This window comes from Ignavibacteriales bacterium, from assembly GCA_026390815.1.
In the GTDB taxonomy this organism is placed as follows: domain Bacteria; phylum Bacteroidota; class Ignavibacteria; order Ignavibacteriales; family SURF-24; genus JAPLFH01.
Genome location: JAPLFH010000039.1, coordinates 1 through 17,335, shown reverse-complemented (window position 1 = coordinate 17,335; position 17,335 = coordinate 1). Strand labels below are relative to the sequence as shown.

Here is a 17,335-nt window from a genome sequence, read left to right as displayed (position 1 = left end):
ACCAAGAAGTCTGTACGTAAAATTTTGAAAATGTTTACAAGAGCCCGGAGAACAAATAAAATACCATAAACATGCGATTGTTAATACAAAGGAATGATTCTATTTTTCCTCCATATTTTCTTTGCGGAGAAAGGGAAAAAGACAATTTAACAAGGTACAAAATGAAAAAACTTAACAGCACGTTGCTCATCTTTATTCTAATTTGTTTTCAAACAATTCTATCTCAAACACCTAATCCTGTTGGTCAATGGAAGTTTGATGAACCTACGAACCTTACCAAGTCCGAAATCGGAACTGATCTTGAGCTTGTCGGTTCACAGGAAAGCGTTGAAGGACCAGCCGCCGGAAATGGTGCGGCTAAAATTGGCATTGGAAGCTATTATAAAATGACACATGGAATTATAGCAAATGGTGGCGGAATTCGTGTTAACGAATATTCAATTCAAATAGATTTTAAAATCCCGGCAAATGGTACTTGGTATTCATTTTTTCAAACAAATCCGGCTAATTCTGATGATGGTGATTGCTTTATTAACACGACTGGAAATATTGGTGTTGCAGCAACGGGTTATTCAAATATGCAGGTAAAAAATGATGAGTGGTATCGTTTAATTGTTTCAGTAAAAAATGGTTTACAATATAAATATTATCTGGATGGACAATTAATTCAGAATGGAAATGTTCAGGTTATTGATGGCAGATTTTCACTTAACGATGTTCTATTAATCTTTGCAGATAATGATGGCGAAGACTCCGAAATATCTTGCGCTGAATTAAAAATATGGAATTATTCTTTATCAGAGCAAGAGATTAAAAATTTGGGTGGATTTGGACATCAAACAGGAATTAAGCAGTTAGTATTGCATCCATATCTGCAAACACCAACACCTAATTCAATTTATGTTTGCTGGCACGATACTGCATCTGCATTTACAAGAGTTGAATATGGAACCACAGAAGCATTGGGACAAACTACAACAGGAACAAGTGAAATTATAAGCGACCCATACCGCTGGCACACCGTTAAACTAACGGGTTTGCAACCAAATACCAGCTATTTTTATAAAGCCGTAAGTGGAACCGGCGAATCAAAAGTATACTCGTTCAAAACATTTCCGGACTCTGGCTTTACCGGAAAAATAAGAATTCTCCAATTCAGTGATACACATTCGAACGATACAACGATGGCTTCAAAAGTTATTAGAGCAGCAAAACAAAAAGTTGAGCAATTATATGGATCTGATTTTCAGAATCAAGTTAATCTGGTTCTGCATTCAGGAGATTTGGTTGTAAGCGGAAACGCGGTAAATCAATTTACTGACCAATACTTTGCTCCTTTTTCGCCAATCTCACCATATGTTCCAATTATGACAACAATCGGCAATCACGAAGGTGAAAGCCAATTCTATTATGATTATTTCCATTATGATGATTTTTCATTTTTACCAGCTCCAAACGCACAGAATGAAAAATTTTATTCATTCACAATTGGAAATACAGCTATTATTAGTTTGAATACTAATATTGTTAAATCAGCCGGGGTTCTTCAGAAAATTTTGGTAGAAGCAAAATTAAAGGAATTTGAGAATGATCCTAAAATAGATTTTGTTTTCTTTATTTTCCACCACATGCCATTTACTGAATTATGGGTTGAAGCATTAACTTTTGATGCTGGACCTAAATGGGTATTAAATGAATTATTTCCAATATTGAAAAAGTACTCTAAAGTACAACAGGTAACATACGGGCACACTCATGCATTTGAAAGAGGAACTATTGAATCAGATAAAGATAATGGAGATTTTAGGATTGTATGTGCTGGTGGCGGTGGCGGTGAAACTGATAATTGGGGTGAATTTATAAATCATGATTATCCTCAAATTCATGTAGCATTAGATCACTATCATTTTCAGTTAATGGAAATTGATGTGGCAAAAAAATCGTATGAATCTTCAATGTATAGCCTTGGTAATGCAAGTAAACCTCTTAACTCTAAACTTATGGATAGATGGTACAGAAAGTTAAATCAAACTGCACCGGGCAAACCTGTTGCAAATAATCCAATTAAGAGTACGAATAATCTTGTTTTCAATTCTTCGGCATATTCTGGCAGTGATTCTTTGATGAGTTCAAGAATTCAGATTAGTGACAATCCTAATTTTAATCCAACAGTAATTGATTCAATTTCCAACTGGGAAGACATTTATGGTGTAGATTCTAATTTTAATCCTATTGATAAAAATGCTGGAATTGATCTGACGAAACTTACACTAACCAAATCGCATTTTGCAGATAATAAACAATATTATTATAGAGTTAGATATCGCGATCATAACCTTCGGTGGAGTGCCTGGTCTGATAATGTTCCGTTTGACATTTCTACTGGAGTTGAAGATAATTCTGTTCCTACTGTTTATGCATTACAACAGAATTTTCCAAACCCATTTAATCCAACTACAACCATACATTATCAAATACCGGAAGCTGGTTTTGTATCATTAAAAATTTATGATATATTGGGCAAGGAACTGTTTGTACTTGTTAATGAAGATAAACAGGTAGGCAGGTACGATCTACATTTTAATGCTGGTAATTTATCAAGTGGAATCTATTACTACCAGTTAAAAGCCGGTAATTTTGTTTCAACAAAAAAACTTATTTTGATTAAATAAAAATGAAATTTTAAAAATTAATTAAACATGAGATTTTTTATTATGAAAAAAGCAACAATTTTATTCTTACTATTTGCTTTTCTACTTTCAAATTCTTTAATGGCAAAGAATTTTAAAGGTGCTGAATACAGAACAAAAGAAGCATATACTTATGGAAGATTTGAAGTAAGATATAAGTCTGCACAACGCGAAGGAATGCTGGCTTCCTTTTTTACTTATTACGATGGAGGTGGCGGTACTTCTAAATGGAACGAAATTGACCTTGAGATAATGGGAAGATATAATAATGAAGCTCAGTTTAATACTATAACTCCAGGGCAAACGAATCATGTTCGTGCCCAACCTGTAAATTTTAATCCTGGTGAAGATTACCACACTTATGCGTTTGAATGGACTCCTCAATATGTTGCATGGTTTATCGATGGTGAAGAAGTTTACCGTCAAACCGGTGCTCATATTCAAACACTAACCCTTCCACAAAAAATAATGATGAATGTTTGGCCTCCGGCATATGTGGATTGGGCGGGGGTATTGGATGTTAATTCTCTTCCAGCTTTCTCTTACTATGACTTTGTAAGTTATTACTCCTTTACTCCAGATTCCGGCAATTATGGAACAAACAATAACTTTACAAATGTGTGGACAGATAATTTTGATTCTTGGGATCAGTCTAGATGGGAAAAAGCAACACATACATTTGACGGAAACAATTGCGACTTTATGGTAGAGAATGCGGTTTTCAAGGATGGCAATCTTATTCTTTGTCTTACTGATAAAACAAATTTAGGATATACTGATAAACTTCCTCCTTCGCTTGTTTCTGCACGTGCATCTGTAAATAAAGTTGTTGTAAATTTTTCTGAGGAACTTGATAAAGCAAGCAGTGAAAATAAAGCTAATTATCTTATTCCAAACGTAACTGTTGATAGTGCAAGCCTTCTCCCAGATCAGAAAAGTGTTATGCTTTATTTAACTAATTTTGATTTATCCAAGACTTATAATGTAATAGCACAAAAAATAAAAGATAGAGCAATTCCACAAAACATTTCTTCATTAAAGGCAGTAACCATAAACATGCCCAAGCCAGTTGTTTTTCCTATTAAAATAGATGTTGGCGGATTAGCAAATGGTGATTATCTTGCGGACCAGCCATGGAAGGAGAGTGCGGAGTATGGTTACATGGATGGATCAATAACACAATATCCTTCCACTCTTCAAATAAATGGAACTGATGAAGATGCAATTTATAGAAGTGAAAGATTTGGTCTTGTTGGTTACAAAGTAAGAGTGCCAAATGGAACTTACAGGTTAAAGCTGATGATGGCGGAAAATTTTTTCTCGCAGAATGAAAGCCGGGTTTTTGATGTTTATGTGGAAGGTAAAGTTGAAGTTAAAGATCTTGATCTATTTAAGATTGCTGGTATAAACACTGCCTATGAGTTAACGATACAAAATGTTTCTGTAACTGATGAAATATTAGAAATAAATTTGGCGGCACAGATTAATAGAACTTTGTTGAATGGAATTATTATTGAAGATGCTTCAACTGGTATTCTTAATGAATCAAAAGAATTTCCATCTTCGTTTATTCTTGGACAGAATTTTCCTAATCCATTTAATGGCACAACAAAGATACAATTTTATTTACAGCGGGAAGAGCATTTAAGTCTTTTTATTCACGATATACTGGGAAAACAAATTTTTTTTAGAGATTTAGGAATTGTTAAACCAGGTAAGAATGAGTTTATTTGGAATGCAATTGATGGCGCGGGAAAACATCTTAGCTCGAATGTTTATTTTTATTCGTTAAAAGGAAAAGACTTTCTACAATCGAAGAAATTAATTTTATTAAATTAGTTCAAATTTATTTAATTGAATCCTTTCGAGAAATTATCTATCTGGGTTCAATTATTAGTAAAACGGTTTATGCTAAGAATCCAAACAACAATTCGAATAATTGTCCAAGGGGCAGTAATTATAATACCTTCCTAACGATCTTTAATTTTATTAATATCTTATTTACGGGTATATTACGATTGAATTTTTTACTTTTAATTCGATTGTATAAAGATCAAACTGGAGATAATTAATACTTAATGAATCAGAACTCATTTAAAATATTTATAGTCCTTACCGTTATTTCCATTAGAATTTTTTCTCAGTCTAATTCTTTAGATAAGTTACAGGATTTATATTCGCCACCACAAACAGCGCAAATAGATACGTCACTTATCCCGCCACAATTTTCTGCTGAAGGTGGGTTTTATAATTCATCATTTTATCTTGAGCTAAATCCAATTCAATCAACTGAAAATGTTTTTTACACACTGGATGGTTCCGAACCAACAAATAATTCAACCAAATATATTAACAAGATTCTTATTGCAAAGACGACGGTGGTAAGAGCTTGCTCTTTCATTTCCGATTCACTTAGGAGTAAATCGGTAACCCACACCTATTTTATAAATGAAAAGACAACTTTGCAGATTTTTTCCATTTCAACAAATCCGGAAAATCTTTGGGATAATAATTATGGAATATACGTGTTTGGGGATAGTGCAAATCCAGTGTATCCATACTTTGGTGCTAATTTTTGGCAAGATTGGGAAAGACCAATTCATGTTGAGTTATTTGAGCCGGATGGTAGTTTAGCATTTAGTATAGATGCCGGAGTAAAAATTTATGGCACCTATGGAAGAGCACAAAATCAAAAATCGCTTGCAATATTTGCCCGGAATAAATATGGTTTCAAAAATATCAATTACAAATTTTTTAATAACCTGCCGTTGGATAAATTTGAAAGTATCGTTTTACGCAATTCCGGAAACGATTGGAATAATACAATGCTAAGAGATGCGCTAATGCATTCTCTGATTAATAATACTGGTGTTGATGTACTTGCTTACCATCCTGCCGTGGTTTTTATAAATGGGGAATACTGGGGAATTCATGATATCAGAGAAAAAGTAAATGAACATTATATTGCTTCCCATCATGATTTAAATCCCGACAGCATAAATATTCTTGAAACAGATGGTTCTGTGGTAACAGGTAGTAATGTTGATTATAAATCATTAATGAATTTCATTTCCAAATATGATATTAATAATCCAGCTATTTACAATTATATTAAATCGAAGATTGATATTGATGAATATATAAGCTATTTGGTTTCCCAAATTTATTTTGATAATACGGACTGGCCCGGCAACAATATTAAATTCTGGTGTCCCCAGAGCCCTTCTGGAAAGTGGCGCTGGATTTTATATGATACGGATTTTGGTTTTGGCTTATTCGATCAATTTGCATATAAACATAATATGTTAGAAGATGCAACGGCTGCTAACGGTCCAAATTGGCCTAATCCACCCTGGTCTACATTGCTTTTAAGAAAATTATTAGTAAGCACTGAATTCAAAAATAATTTTATTACTCGTTTTTCCGATTATGCAAATTCAATTTTCATCGCTGATACCGTTATAAAAAAAATCAAACAGTTTAAAAATAATATTGAACCAGAAATAACACGACATTTAAAACGATGGAACGGTGGAACTCTAACAGATTGGAACAAACGAGTGGCTGTTTTAGAAAACTTTGCGGATAAAAGAGTAATATTTATGCTTTCTCATTTTGCTCAAAAATTTAACCTAAGCGGAGTTGCAACAGTTTCGGTAAATTCTTTTCCGGAAAATGCCGGCAGAATAGTTCTTAACTCGCTTACTTTAAATGATTTTCCATGGCGAGGAAACTATTTCCTTGGTATTCCAATCAAGCTAACGGCTGTACCTAATGCCGGGTATAAATTTAAAGAGTGGACAGGAGTTGATGATACAAATTCATCAACTATTTCTTTAGCTCTATCAAATAATGTTTCAGTTACAGCACTTTTCGAAGTTGATAGTACAAATACATCTGTTGTTATTAATGAAATAAATTATAATTCTGCTTCTTCATTTGATACTGAAGATTGGGTTGAGCTATACAACTGTTCATCCTCTTCAATTGATATTTTTGACTGGGTATTTAAAGATGGTGATGACACACATTCATTCGTAATTCCTAAGAGAACGATGGTTGGGAGCGATCAATATTTAGTTTTATGCAGAGATACTTCTAAATTTTCAGCGCTCTTTCCAAATGTTAAAAATAGAATTGGGAATTTTAATTTTGGATTAAATAGCGAGGGAGAAAAAATTAGGCTTTATGATAATAACCTGAATATTGCTGACTCACTTACTTATAAAAACAACTCGGCCTGGCCAACAGAACCAGATGGTAAAGGCGCAACTCTTGAATTAAAAAATCCGCATCAGGATAATTCTCTGCCGCAAAACTGGGGCGCTTCATTTACTAAAGGAACACCTGGAAAAATTAATGATGCTTTTACTTCAATTGGTGAAGAATTAAACTCATCCATTCCTGATGATTTTTTTCTGTACCAGAATTATCCTAATCCATTTAATTCATCTACAATTATTAAATGGCACTTGGCAAACCATTCTCATACGAGTTTAAAAATTTTTGATGTATTGGGTAACGAAGTAGCCACGCTTCTAAATAGTGAAAAAGGTCCTGGAGAATATTCCCTTGATTTTGATGCTTCAAATCTACCTGACGGAAAGCCAGGATTAACAAGTGGAATTTATTTTTACTGTTTGGAAACTTTATCCGGAACAAAAAGCAAGAAGATGGTTTATTTAAAATAAAAAATGAATAAGAAAATGATTTACAATGACAATAATTAATTTTAATAACATGAAAATGATGAAATTATTTCTGGTTCTGGCAGCTATATTCTCTTTTAATATAATTCTTACAGCACAAAATTTTTCTGGTGGTTTCAATTTTAATCTTCCATGGGATGATTCCACATCACAAAAATTTCTTCCTGTATTTCCTGCTCATGTAATTACAGAATTTGTTTCAGTAAACTCAAATGGAAATTTTGCAATAGGAGGAACTCCAATTCGTTTTTGGGGAACAAACTTAGTTGCTGATGGAGCTTTTCCAGATCCTGATAAAGCAGACGCTATTGCTGGAAGACTGAGAAAGATGGGTTTTAACCTGGTACGATTTCATCATATGGATAATGCCTGGAGCGAAAGAAGTTTATTTGCAGATGCAGTAAATACTCGTTCATTAAATCCTTTTTATCTTGATAATTTTGAATGTTTGATTGCAGCGTTAAAAAAGAATAGCATCTATGCTAATATTAACCTACATGTTGCTCGGGCATTTAAAGAAATGGATGGCGTAGCAAATGCCGATTCAATTCCTGATTATGGAAAAGGGGTTACTATTTTTGATCCTTATTTAATTCAACTACAAAAGGAATATGCACAGCAGCTTTTAACACACATTAATCCTTACACCAATTTACCGCTTGTTGACGACCCTGTAATGGCAATGTTAGAAATTACAAATGAGAATTCTTTGTATCGAATGTGGCGCGATAATGTGCTTAAAACTTTTGGTGATGGAGGAAAACTAATATGGCGGCATAACAGAATGCTCGACAGTTTGTGGAATAAATTTCTTTCCGGGAAATATACTTCAACACAAAACCTTGCTAATAGCTGGAATGCTGATGCAACTAACGGAAATTTTTCTAACCTGATTAAAAATGGTGACTTTGAATCTGTTGCGGCGTTAAATAACTGGCAAGTTGAGTTGGACTCACCGAATGCTTCTGCCCAACAAACAAAAGATGTTATTAATCCTTATCAAGGATTTTTATCTGCTAAAGTAACAGTTACAAAAGTTTCTGGTACAAGCTGGCATATTCAGTGGAAGCAAGTGAATTTAAAAATCTTGAAAGATTCAATCTATTCAGTTGAGTTTGCAGCCCGAGCCGATGGCAATAAAAAAATTTTTGTTTCAGTTGGAGAGGAAACTTCTCCGTGGACAGGATATGCCTGGAAAGAATTCAATATCAATAGCAACTGGAAAGTATATTCCTTTACTTTCAAAGCTAGTGATAACTGCAGCAATACAAGATTAGCATTTCAATTTAATAATTCAATTGGCAATTATTGGTTCGATGAAATTAAACTTGGATTAACTGGTAAAACTGGTTTGATGCCTGGTGAGTTGGTTGAGAATAGTTCAGTACTTAGAATTGATTATTCTGAGGCTGTGAAATTTACTGATGCACGCGTAAAAAATATGTCAGCATTCTATATAAATCTTCAGGATGATTATTTTGCTGATATGAAAAATTATCTGGTGAACATACTTAAAGTTAAAGTGCCAATTGTTGGTTCAAACTGGAATGTTGGACCTGGCGATTTAACAACTCAATCCAAATTAGATTATATTGACAACCACACTTATTGGGATCATCCTTCATTCCCAAATATTCCCTGGTCTGCAACTGATTGGCAAATTTCCAATCAACCGATGGTTACATCAAAATCAGGATTTTCGATAGCTGATGTTTTTGCGGGGGTTCCTTCGGTCGGTAAACCATTCACCATCAGCGAAGTTAATTATTGTTTTCCAAATCGCTATCAAACTGAAGGACTTATTTTTGTTACTGCGTATTCCGCTTTTAATAATACAGATGCAATTATGTTTTTCGATTACAACGGATCCAATGACTGGTCCACAGATAAAATAACAAGCTATTTCGATCTTCAGAGAAACACTGCGATGATGTCGCTGATGCCTTCCTGCGCATATGCTTTTAGAAACGGATTCATTTCAAAATCAATTGAAACTGTAAAACTCAACTACACCAATAATCAAATTAGTCTACTTTCTAAAAATGAAAGCGGAGATTGGTCGGGACCATCACTTTTTGCAAAAAGAAACGCATTGATAAATGAACTAAGAAATGAATCCTTTGACAGCAGTATTCCAACTGATTTTACTTCTATACAAGATGACCCTGTTAACCCATATAAAAGCAATACGAAAGAGATAATCTGGAATACTGATGGATTGATTTCTATTAATACCAAAAAATTTATTGGAGCTGCAGGATTCCTGAATGATTTTATTAATACTAAAATTGGTAATCTACAAATTAAAAATGCAGATGGCTTTGGGACTTTCACCTGGACAACGTTAACAAATGATTCTCTTTCGATTTCTTCAAAATCTTTAATGTCAATTTCAACCGTTACACAAAATACTGGAATGGTTTGGGATGGGATTAATACTTTCCATAACAACTGGGGAAGAAACCCAACGCAGATGAAGCCGATAAGCGTTTCTTTCCAACTAAAAATTTTTGCTGATTCAATTATTATTTCACCTTTAGATAGTTATGGAAGAGTAAATGTTAACCAGGTTAAAACTTTGCAGCCAACAATCTCAAATTATTTTGATGTTACATTTGACCAAAACCAGAACAAAACGTTATGGTATGGAATAGAAAAATTTGGGAAAGGTGTAAACACTTTTACAGAAAAAGGCGAAGAGTCAGAACTAAGTTTTCATATTGATCAGAATTTTCCGAATCCTTTTAATAGCACAACAACAATTAAGTATTTTCTTCCTGAAGAATCTCAAGTGAAAATTATTATTTATGATATTCTTGGGAAAAAAGTCGCATCATTATTTGATAGCAAGCAAAACGCCGGAGTTTATTCAATTGTTTGGAATGCTAAAAATGATTCCGGTAATGATGTTGTAAGTGGAACATATATAATACGCTTTCATGCTGGAGATTATTCTTCAAGTAAAAAAATCCTGTTATTAAAGTAGTTAATAAAATAATTGTTCATTACCAGATTGTTAAATTGTTCTCAGCAAGACATTTAATAATTATCAATTTGTAAAATCATTTTAATTATGACTTTTTTGATTTATTTAGTCTTAGCATTTATTAAATCAGAACATCTAAAATGAAAAATCTTAAACAAAAGAAATATCCAAAATGGTTTTATTTAGTTCTAATATTGATTCCAATATTTCTTTTGATTGTACTTGAATTATCATTGAGATTGTTTAACTATGGCATAGACCAGCGTCAATGGATTGAAATTAATGAAAATCAAATAACTCTTAATAACTACATTGCAAAACGGTATTTCCATTCCACACTAAACGCACCTTTAGTTTTAAGCTCCAGCTTTTTAAAAGAGAAAAAGAAAAATGCTTTCCGCGTTTTTGTAGTTGGAGAAAGTAGCGCTGCTGGTTTTCCTTATTTACCAAACGGATCTTTTTCAAACTACATTGAAGACAGATTACGATTACTATATCCCGAAGCTCAAATAGAAGTAATTAATTGTGGAATTACTGCAACCAATTCTTACACATGGCTGGATCTTTTCCCTGGTATACTGGATCAAAAACCTGATTTGATTATTTTCTACGGTGGGCATAATGAATATTATGGCGCTTTAGGAGTTGCATCAACAGAATCTTTTGGAAGTTCAAGGTGGTTGATAAAATTTTCGCTTTGGGTAGATAAGTTTAAGACAACTGAATTGCTTCGGAATACAATTAAATGGATTTCATCAATCTTTACCAAAAAAAGTTTTACGAATCAAAGTAATTCTACATTGATGGCTAAGTTAGCTAAAGGGCAGTACGTTCCACTAAACTCAGAGTTGTTTAATAAGGGTGTAAAACAATTTGAAGATAATTTACGTGAAATGCTTCAATTAGCTAAGGCGAATAATATAAATGTTGTATTAGCAAGCTTAGTGTCAAATTTAAAAGATCAAAAACCATTTGTCTCTAAAAATCAGGCAAACATTGCTGGTGCAGATAGTATCTATGAGAAAGCAATTGCAGAGCTAAAGTCTGGGAAACAAAACAATGCCGATTCTCTTTTTCGATTAGCAAAAGATCTGGATTTACTTCGCTTTCGTGCTCCGGAAAAATTTAATTTAACAATTAATAAACTGGCAAAAGAATTCAATTATCCAGTGGCTAACATTGATTCTTTGTTTGCTTCTGTCAGTTCCAATAAAATTGTTGGTAACAATTTAATGACGGATCATTTGCATCCAAATCTTTTTGGTTACCAATTAATGGGGAAAAAAATATTTGAAGTCCTGGAACAGAACAAATATTTACCGAATGCAATTCCGCAAAATATTCCCCAGGAAAAACAGGATAGTATTGTTAAAGCAGAATTTAATTTTTCCAAGATAGATACGTTAATTGCATTGTACAGAATAAGAATTTTAAAAAACGATTGGCCTTATGTTGAAGATGTAAATGAACAAAACTTAAATCGGATTAAGCTTTCTAATATTTATGATTCGTTGGCTTACTTTGTTGCATCTGGTTCTCTTGGGTGGGGCAATTCGCATAAAATATTGGCAGATAAATTTCTAAGAGAAAAAAACTTTACAGCTTACAAAAAGGAAATGAGTATCCTTATTAATACTTTTCCATATCAAGTTGAATATTGTGACAATTTGATTGATCTACTTATTAAAAATAAACTTTATGAAGAAGCCTATCCCTTCTTATTAATCAGATATAATCAATCTCCAAATGCATTTTCAACTAAGTGGCTTGGATACGTGAATTTTTCTAGGAAGAATAATAAGCAAGCTATTCAGTATTTTGAAAAGAGTTTATTATACTCACACCTGGATGCTGAAGTTTATTTCTATCTAACCGGTGCTTATGGCAGAGATGCTAAGTTTGATAAAGCATTGGATGCAATTAAAAAGTGCCTGGAATTAAATCCTGATTATCCTAATGGAAGAGCAGTTCTTCAGTTGGCTCAGAATGAAGTTAAAAAACGAAAATAATGTCCCATATTTAGTTGGTTTAATTTGCAATTTTTTCGTAACAAAGATCGGAACAATTATGCCCACACATAGAATCTTAATTTTAATATTTATTCTTATTATACAGTCGGTAAATCTTAACGCAGAAGGTTTTCTTAAAACAAGCGGAAAAAAAATCGTTGACTCGCAAGGCAAGGAAATATATTTACGTGGTATTGGTTTGGGTGGCTGGCTTGTACCGGAAGGTTATATGCTACATACATCGGGATTCGCAAATTCTCCAACACAAATAAGAAATAAAATTGAATCACTAATTGGGACTGCTAACACAGAATTATTTTACAAAACTTATCAAAAATATTATGTGAACAAAAGAGACGTTGATAAAATAGCACAATGGGGATTTAATTCAATTAGATTGCCATTAACATATAAAATGCTTACACCGCCAAATCAGCCTGGTGTTTACTTAGAAGAAGGATTTGCAATTATCGATAGTTTACTTAGTTGGTGCGAGCAAAACAAACTTTATTTAATTCTTGACTTGCACTGCGCCCCAGGTGCGCAGAATAAAGACAACATAAGCGATAGCGACGGCGAAGCAAGATTGTGGTTGGATGCTTCATATCGAACAAGAACAGTTGATCTCTGGAAAAAAATTGCTGAGAGATATTCTGATAAAGAATGGATTGGCGGATACGATTTGATAAACGAAACTGCATACAACTTAGGTGCAAATAATGATCTTCTTCGCGAGCTTTATATTAATATTACTAATGCTATACGGAATGTAGATGCTAACCATATTCTGTTTATTGAAGGAAATTGGTATGCCACCGACTTTAATGGACTAACTCCACCTTGGGATAATAATATGGTTTACAGTTTCCATAAATACTGGAATGAACCAAACACACAATCCATACAATATCTTTTAAATATTCAAAATAGTTTTAACGTTCCGCTTTGGTTAGGAGAAACCGGAGAAAACTCTAACTCCTGGTTTGTTGAATGTGTTGAACTAATGAAACTACATAACATTGGCTGGGCTTGGTGGCCTCATAAAAAAATTGCTTCGATAGCTGGACCTTTGTCCGCACCACTTACAACAGACTACCAAAAGCTTCTTGATTATTGGAGTGGAAGCGTTACGAAACCAACAGTTGAGTTTGCTACTAATGCATTAATTAAGCAAGCGGAAAAACTTGGAATAGATAATTGCACTCAAAACAAAGATGTTGTTGATGCCCTAATTAGACAACCTGGGAATTCTGAGACAATATCATTTGGAGATGGTTTTATTCCGGGTAGAATTTATGGTGCTAATTACGATCTTGGCAAAATAGGTTTTGCTTATCAGGATAAAGTTTATGAAAACACTGGTGGAGGTGCTGTCTATAATAATGGATATGAATACAGAAATGATGGAGTAGATATTGAAAAGTGTTCTGATGTTTATACAAATGGATTTGATATTGGATGGATAGAAACTGGAGATTGGCTAAAATTTACCGTAACTGTCTTACAAGAAGGCAACTATGATGCACTTATCAGAATTGCCGCCAACACAGCCGGTGGAAAAATTCTTCTTAAATTGGATGGAAATAATTTTTCTGATTTTATAACAGTTCCTGTTACAGGTGGGTGGCAAAAATGGTCCACAATAAAACTAGAAAATAAATTTCTATCAGCCGGAGATCATTCTCTACAAATTCAGTTCTTTTTTGGAGGCTTCAATTTCAATTATTTGGAATTTGTTGAGCGACCAACTAAAGTAGAAGAAGAAAATAATTTACCCAAGGACTTTTCTCTTTCGCAAAATTTTCCTAATCCATTTAATCCGATAACGATAATTAAATATTCTTTACCAAATGAAAGCTACACTACAATAAAAATATTTAACTCGATTGGACAAGAAGTAAAAGAATTACTCAATCAAACTCAATCAGCCGGTCAATATGAAATTCCATTTAATGGTTCAGACTTAAACTCAGGAGTTTACTTCTACTCAATGTATGCCAGGTCCAATTATGGTAAAGAGTTTAGAAATGTGAAGAGGATGATTCTGCTTAAATAAATATTATTAGGTGTTAAGTAGAAAAGCGAATACGAATTTTGAAGTTTGCTTTACGTGGAATCTAAATAAGAATGAGTAATGAGTACAACATATTATTTGAGAAAAATCCATCCGCAATATTGTTAATCGATTCAAAAGATTTTTCGATTAAAGAAGTAAATAATGCAGCCTGTAAATTTTACGGTTATAGCAAAAATAAATTTCAAAAACTGAATTTATTAAAAATTGATAATTCCCTTACAGGTAAACCACATTTAAGCATATTGCATCATCTTAAAAAAAAACAATTCTATGCCATACATTCACTAAAAAATGGAACACGGTGTAACGTTGAAATCAATAGCATTTCTTTCGAAATAAATGATGAATTATTTTTTTGTTTAATAGTAGGAAATAATTTTCCAAAAATTATAACCCTGGATAAAAAACCACAACACAAAAGTAAATCTGAGGCAGCATTTGAAGAAAGAATATCTTACTTAAAAAATGAGAATCTACAATTAGAAGAAAAGATAAAAAAAGAAAAATCATTTGAAAAAAAACTCAAGAATCAACTTTCATATCTTCAAACGCTTATTGATACGGTTGCAAATCCAATCTTTATAAAAGATAAAAATAAATTATTGATAGATTGCAATTCTTCATTTGAAAAATATTTTGATCTACAAAGGAAATTAATTAAGGGAAGAGATGTATTTAATATTTTTCCCGCGGATGTTGCAAATCAGTTGCAAAAAATTGATGAGGATATACTAAAAGATGGACTTGTTAAAGTAGCCGAAATATTTTTTAATGAGAATGCAGAGAATCAAAAGAGTATAATGATTACAGAAAACCTACTATACAATGATGATAGATCGATTGCCGGGTTTGTTTGTGTACTGATTGATATAACTGAAATTAAACAAATGGAAGTTTTTCATAAAAATGCCTTTGAAAAAGAAAAACAATTGAATGAACTAAAGTCCAGATTTTTATCTACAGCATCCCACGAATTTAGAACACCACTTACAACAATTCTTACTTCTTCTGAATTGCTTGCAATGATAGGTAGAACGTGCAAAGAAGAAAAATATTTGGAACAGATAATAAAAATTCAAAATGCAGTTGTATATATGACCGGATTGCTTGATGATATTCTGACAATTAATAAAACTGATTTAGGAAAATGGGAATTTAATCCTTCGATAATAAATTTACATAGTTGTTGCATAAAAATGGTGGAAGAAATTTACACCATTGCAACCCCCGGACACAATATTATCTTCAATTACTTATTAAAGGATAAACATGCCATTGTAGATGAAAAACTTTTACAACATATCATATCCAATCTCTTGTCCAATGCAGTAAAATATTCTCCAAACGGAGGAGATGTAATTTTTAAAGTAGTTCAATCGCATTCAAATATTGAATTTATTGTCTCTGATAATGGAATTGGTATTGCCGAGCAAGATCAAAAAAACTTGTTTGAAACTTTTTACAGGGGCAAAAATACAATTAACATACCCGGGACTGGTTTAGGATTATCAATAGTTAAAAGATCGGTTGAATCGCATGGTGGGAAAATTTCTTACAGAAGTAAATTGAATGAAGGGACAGTGTTTGTAGTTTCCATACCGCTAATGACGACTTTATGAGGAAACTTGGAAACAGAAATATAATAGATTGTTACACGTATGTAAATATTTTGACTAACATATATTTATTATATTTCACGGCATAAAAAATATCGTTTTGGGAATTTAATCAGATGAAAAAAATATTAGTAATTGAAGATGAACAACCGGTTAGAACTGGAATAAGAGATTTACTTGAAATAAAAGGGTACAAAGCCTTTACGGCTGATGGCGGTGTTGAGGGTGTAAAATTAGCACAAGAAATTTTGCCGGATTTAATAATAAGCGATATTAAAATGCCAGAGATGGATGGCTATGAAGTTCTAACCATGCTAAGTCAAACTGCTGCTACTGCTACCATTCCATTTATTTTTTTAACTGCTAAATCTGAAATGACTGACTTAAGACAAGGTATGAATTTAGGGGCAGATGATTATATCATCAAACCTTTTTTAGCGGCTGACTTATATAAATCCATAGAAACAAGGTTAAATAAAAAACAAAAAATGAAACATAGCTCTCATTCAGGAAGGGCAGTTACTGAAGAACAGGATTTAAAAAAGAATATTAATGAGCATCTATTTATTGTTGAAGGGAATAAACCACAATTTGTAAAGATAAATGATATTGAATGTATTGCAGCTTTTAATGAATACACAAATATATATTTAAATAATTCCAAGAAAATAGTTATAAGAAAGGCTTTAAAAGAGTGGGAGAATGTTTTACCTAATAATATGTTCATCAGAATACATCGTTCTACAATAATAAATTTTGAATATGTAGATAGAGTAGAAAAATTTTTTAACCGCTCATATGTTGTTTATTTAAAAAATATTAAGCAGCCGTTCACAATTAGTCAAAGATATTTTAGCAAGCTTAAAAAATATCTGTACTTCTAAAGATAGAATATTCTCTGAATTATTACCTGGTTCATAATTTATAAAGACTTACTTACAGCACAATAGACGCACTCACTGCATTTTAGAAAGAACTAATTATTTCTTTTATTAATTTTTGTCAAAATTCTAACTGTATTCTAAAAATGTAATATCATTTCAATTTAGACAGTCATCGGTAATAGTTATTTCGTGGATAATTTTTAAGATTAATTTAAAGGAACCAAGATGCATTTAACCATTACAGATTTAGTAGTTATCGCATTGTATTTTGTCTTCAACCTGGTAATAGCACTATGGTTAAGGAAGCGAGCCACACAAAGCGTAAGTGATTTTTTTGTATCAGGGCGGAATGTATCATGGTGGC

The 17,335-nt window shown here is 32.7% G+C and carries 8 protein-coding genes; all 8 read left to right on the top strand.

What is annotated here, in order from left to right; translation table 11 throughout:
• The first annotated feature begins 161 nt into the window (after nucleotides 1-161).
• The 8 genes from NTX22_11960 to NTX22_11925 all read left to right on the top strand — a co-directional run bounded on the left by NTX22_11960 (nucleotide 162) and on the right by NTX22_11925 (nucleotide 16,971).
• Nucleotides 162-2,672 (top strand): metallophosphoesterase, encoded by a 2,511-nt coding sequence (locus NTX22_11960; protein MCX6151234.1) that lies wholly within the window; start codon nucleotides 162-164, stop codon nucleotides 2,670-2,672.
• A gap of 42 nt (nucleotides 2,673-2,714) precedes the next feature.
• Nucleotides 2,715-4,529 carry a family 16 glycosylhydrolase gene (locus NTX22_11955; protein MCX6151233.1) on the top strand — a complete coding sequence of 605 codons (1,815 nt, stop codon included), beginning with the start codon at nucleotides 2,715-2,717 and terminating at the stop codon, nucleotides 4,527-4,529.
• 239 nt (nucleotides 4,530-4,768) lie between these two features.
• Entirely contained in the window at nucleotides 4,769-7,381 is a 2,613-nt protein-coding gene (locus NTX22_11950) for a CotH kinase family protein (GenBank protein ID MCX6151232.1), read from the top strand.
• 55 nt (nucleotides 7,382-7,436) lie between these two features.
• Entirely contained in the window at nucleotides 7,437-10,385 is a 2,949-nt protein-coding gene (locus NTX22_11945; GenBank protein MCX6151231.1) for a carbohydrate binding domain-containing protein, read from the top strand.
• A 140-nt stretch (nucleotides 10,386-10,525) separates the two neighbouring features.
• Nucleotides 10,526-12,394 carry a GDSL-type esterase/lipase family protein gene (locus NTX22_11940; protein ID MCX6151230.1) on the top strand — a complete coding sequence of 623 codons (1,869 nt, stop codon included), beginning with the start codon at nucleotides 10,526-10,528 and terminating at the stop codon, nucleotides 12,392-12,394.
• Nucleotides 12,372-14,450, top strand: coding sequence for a cellulase family glycosylhydrolase (locus NTX22_11935; protein ID MCX6151229.1), 2,079 nt, complete (start codon nucleotides 12,372-12,374; stop codon nucleotides 14,448-14,450). Before NTX22_11940 ends, NTX22_11935 begins: the two co-directional genes overlap by 23 nt.
• Nucleotides 14,451-14,521: 71 nt before the next feature.
• Nucleotides 14,522-16,090, top strand: a complete 1,569-nt coding sequence (locus NTX22_11930; protein ID MCX6151228.1) for an ATP-binding protein — start codon at nucleotides 14,522-14,524, stop codon at nucleotides 16,088-16,090.
• A 113-nt stretch (nucleotides 16,091-16,203) separates the two neighbouring features.
• Nucleotides 16,204-16,971 (top strand): response regulator, encoded by a 768-nt coding sequence (locus NTX22_11925; protein ID MCX6151227.1) that lies wholly within the window; start codon nucleotides 16,204-16,206, stop codon nucleotides 16,969-16,971.
• The last annotated feature ends 364 nt before the right edge of the window (nucleotides 16,972-17,335 follow it).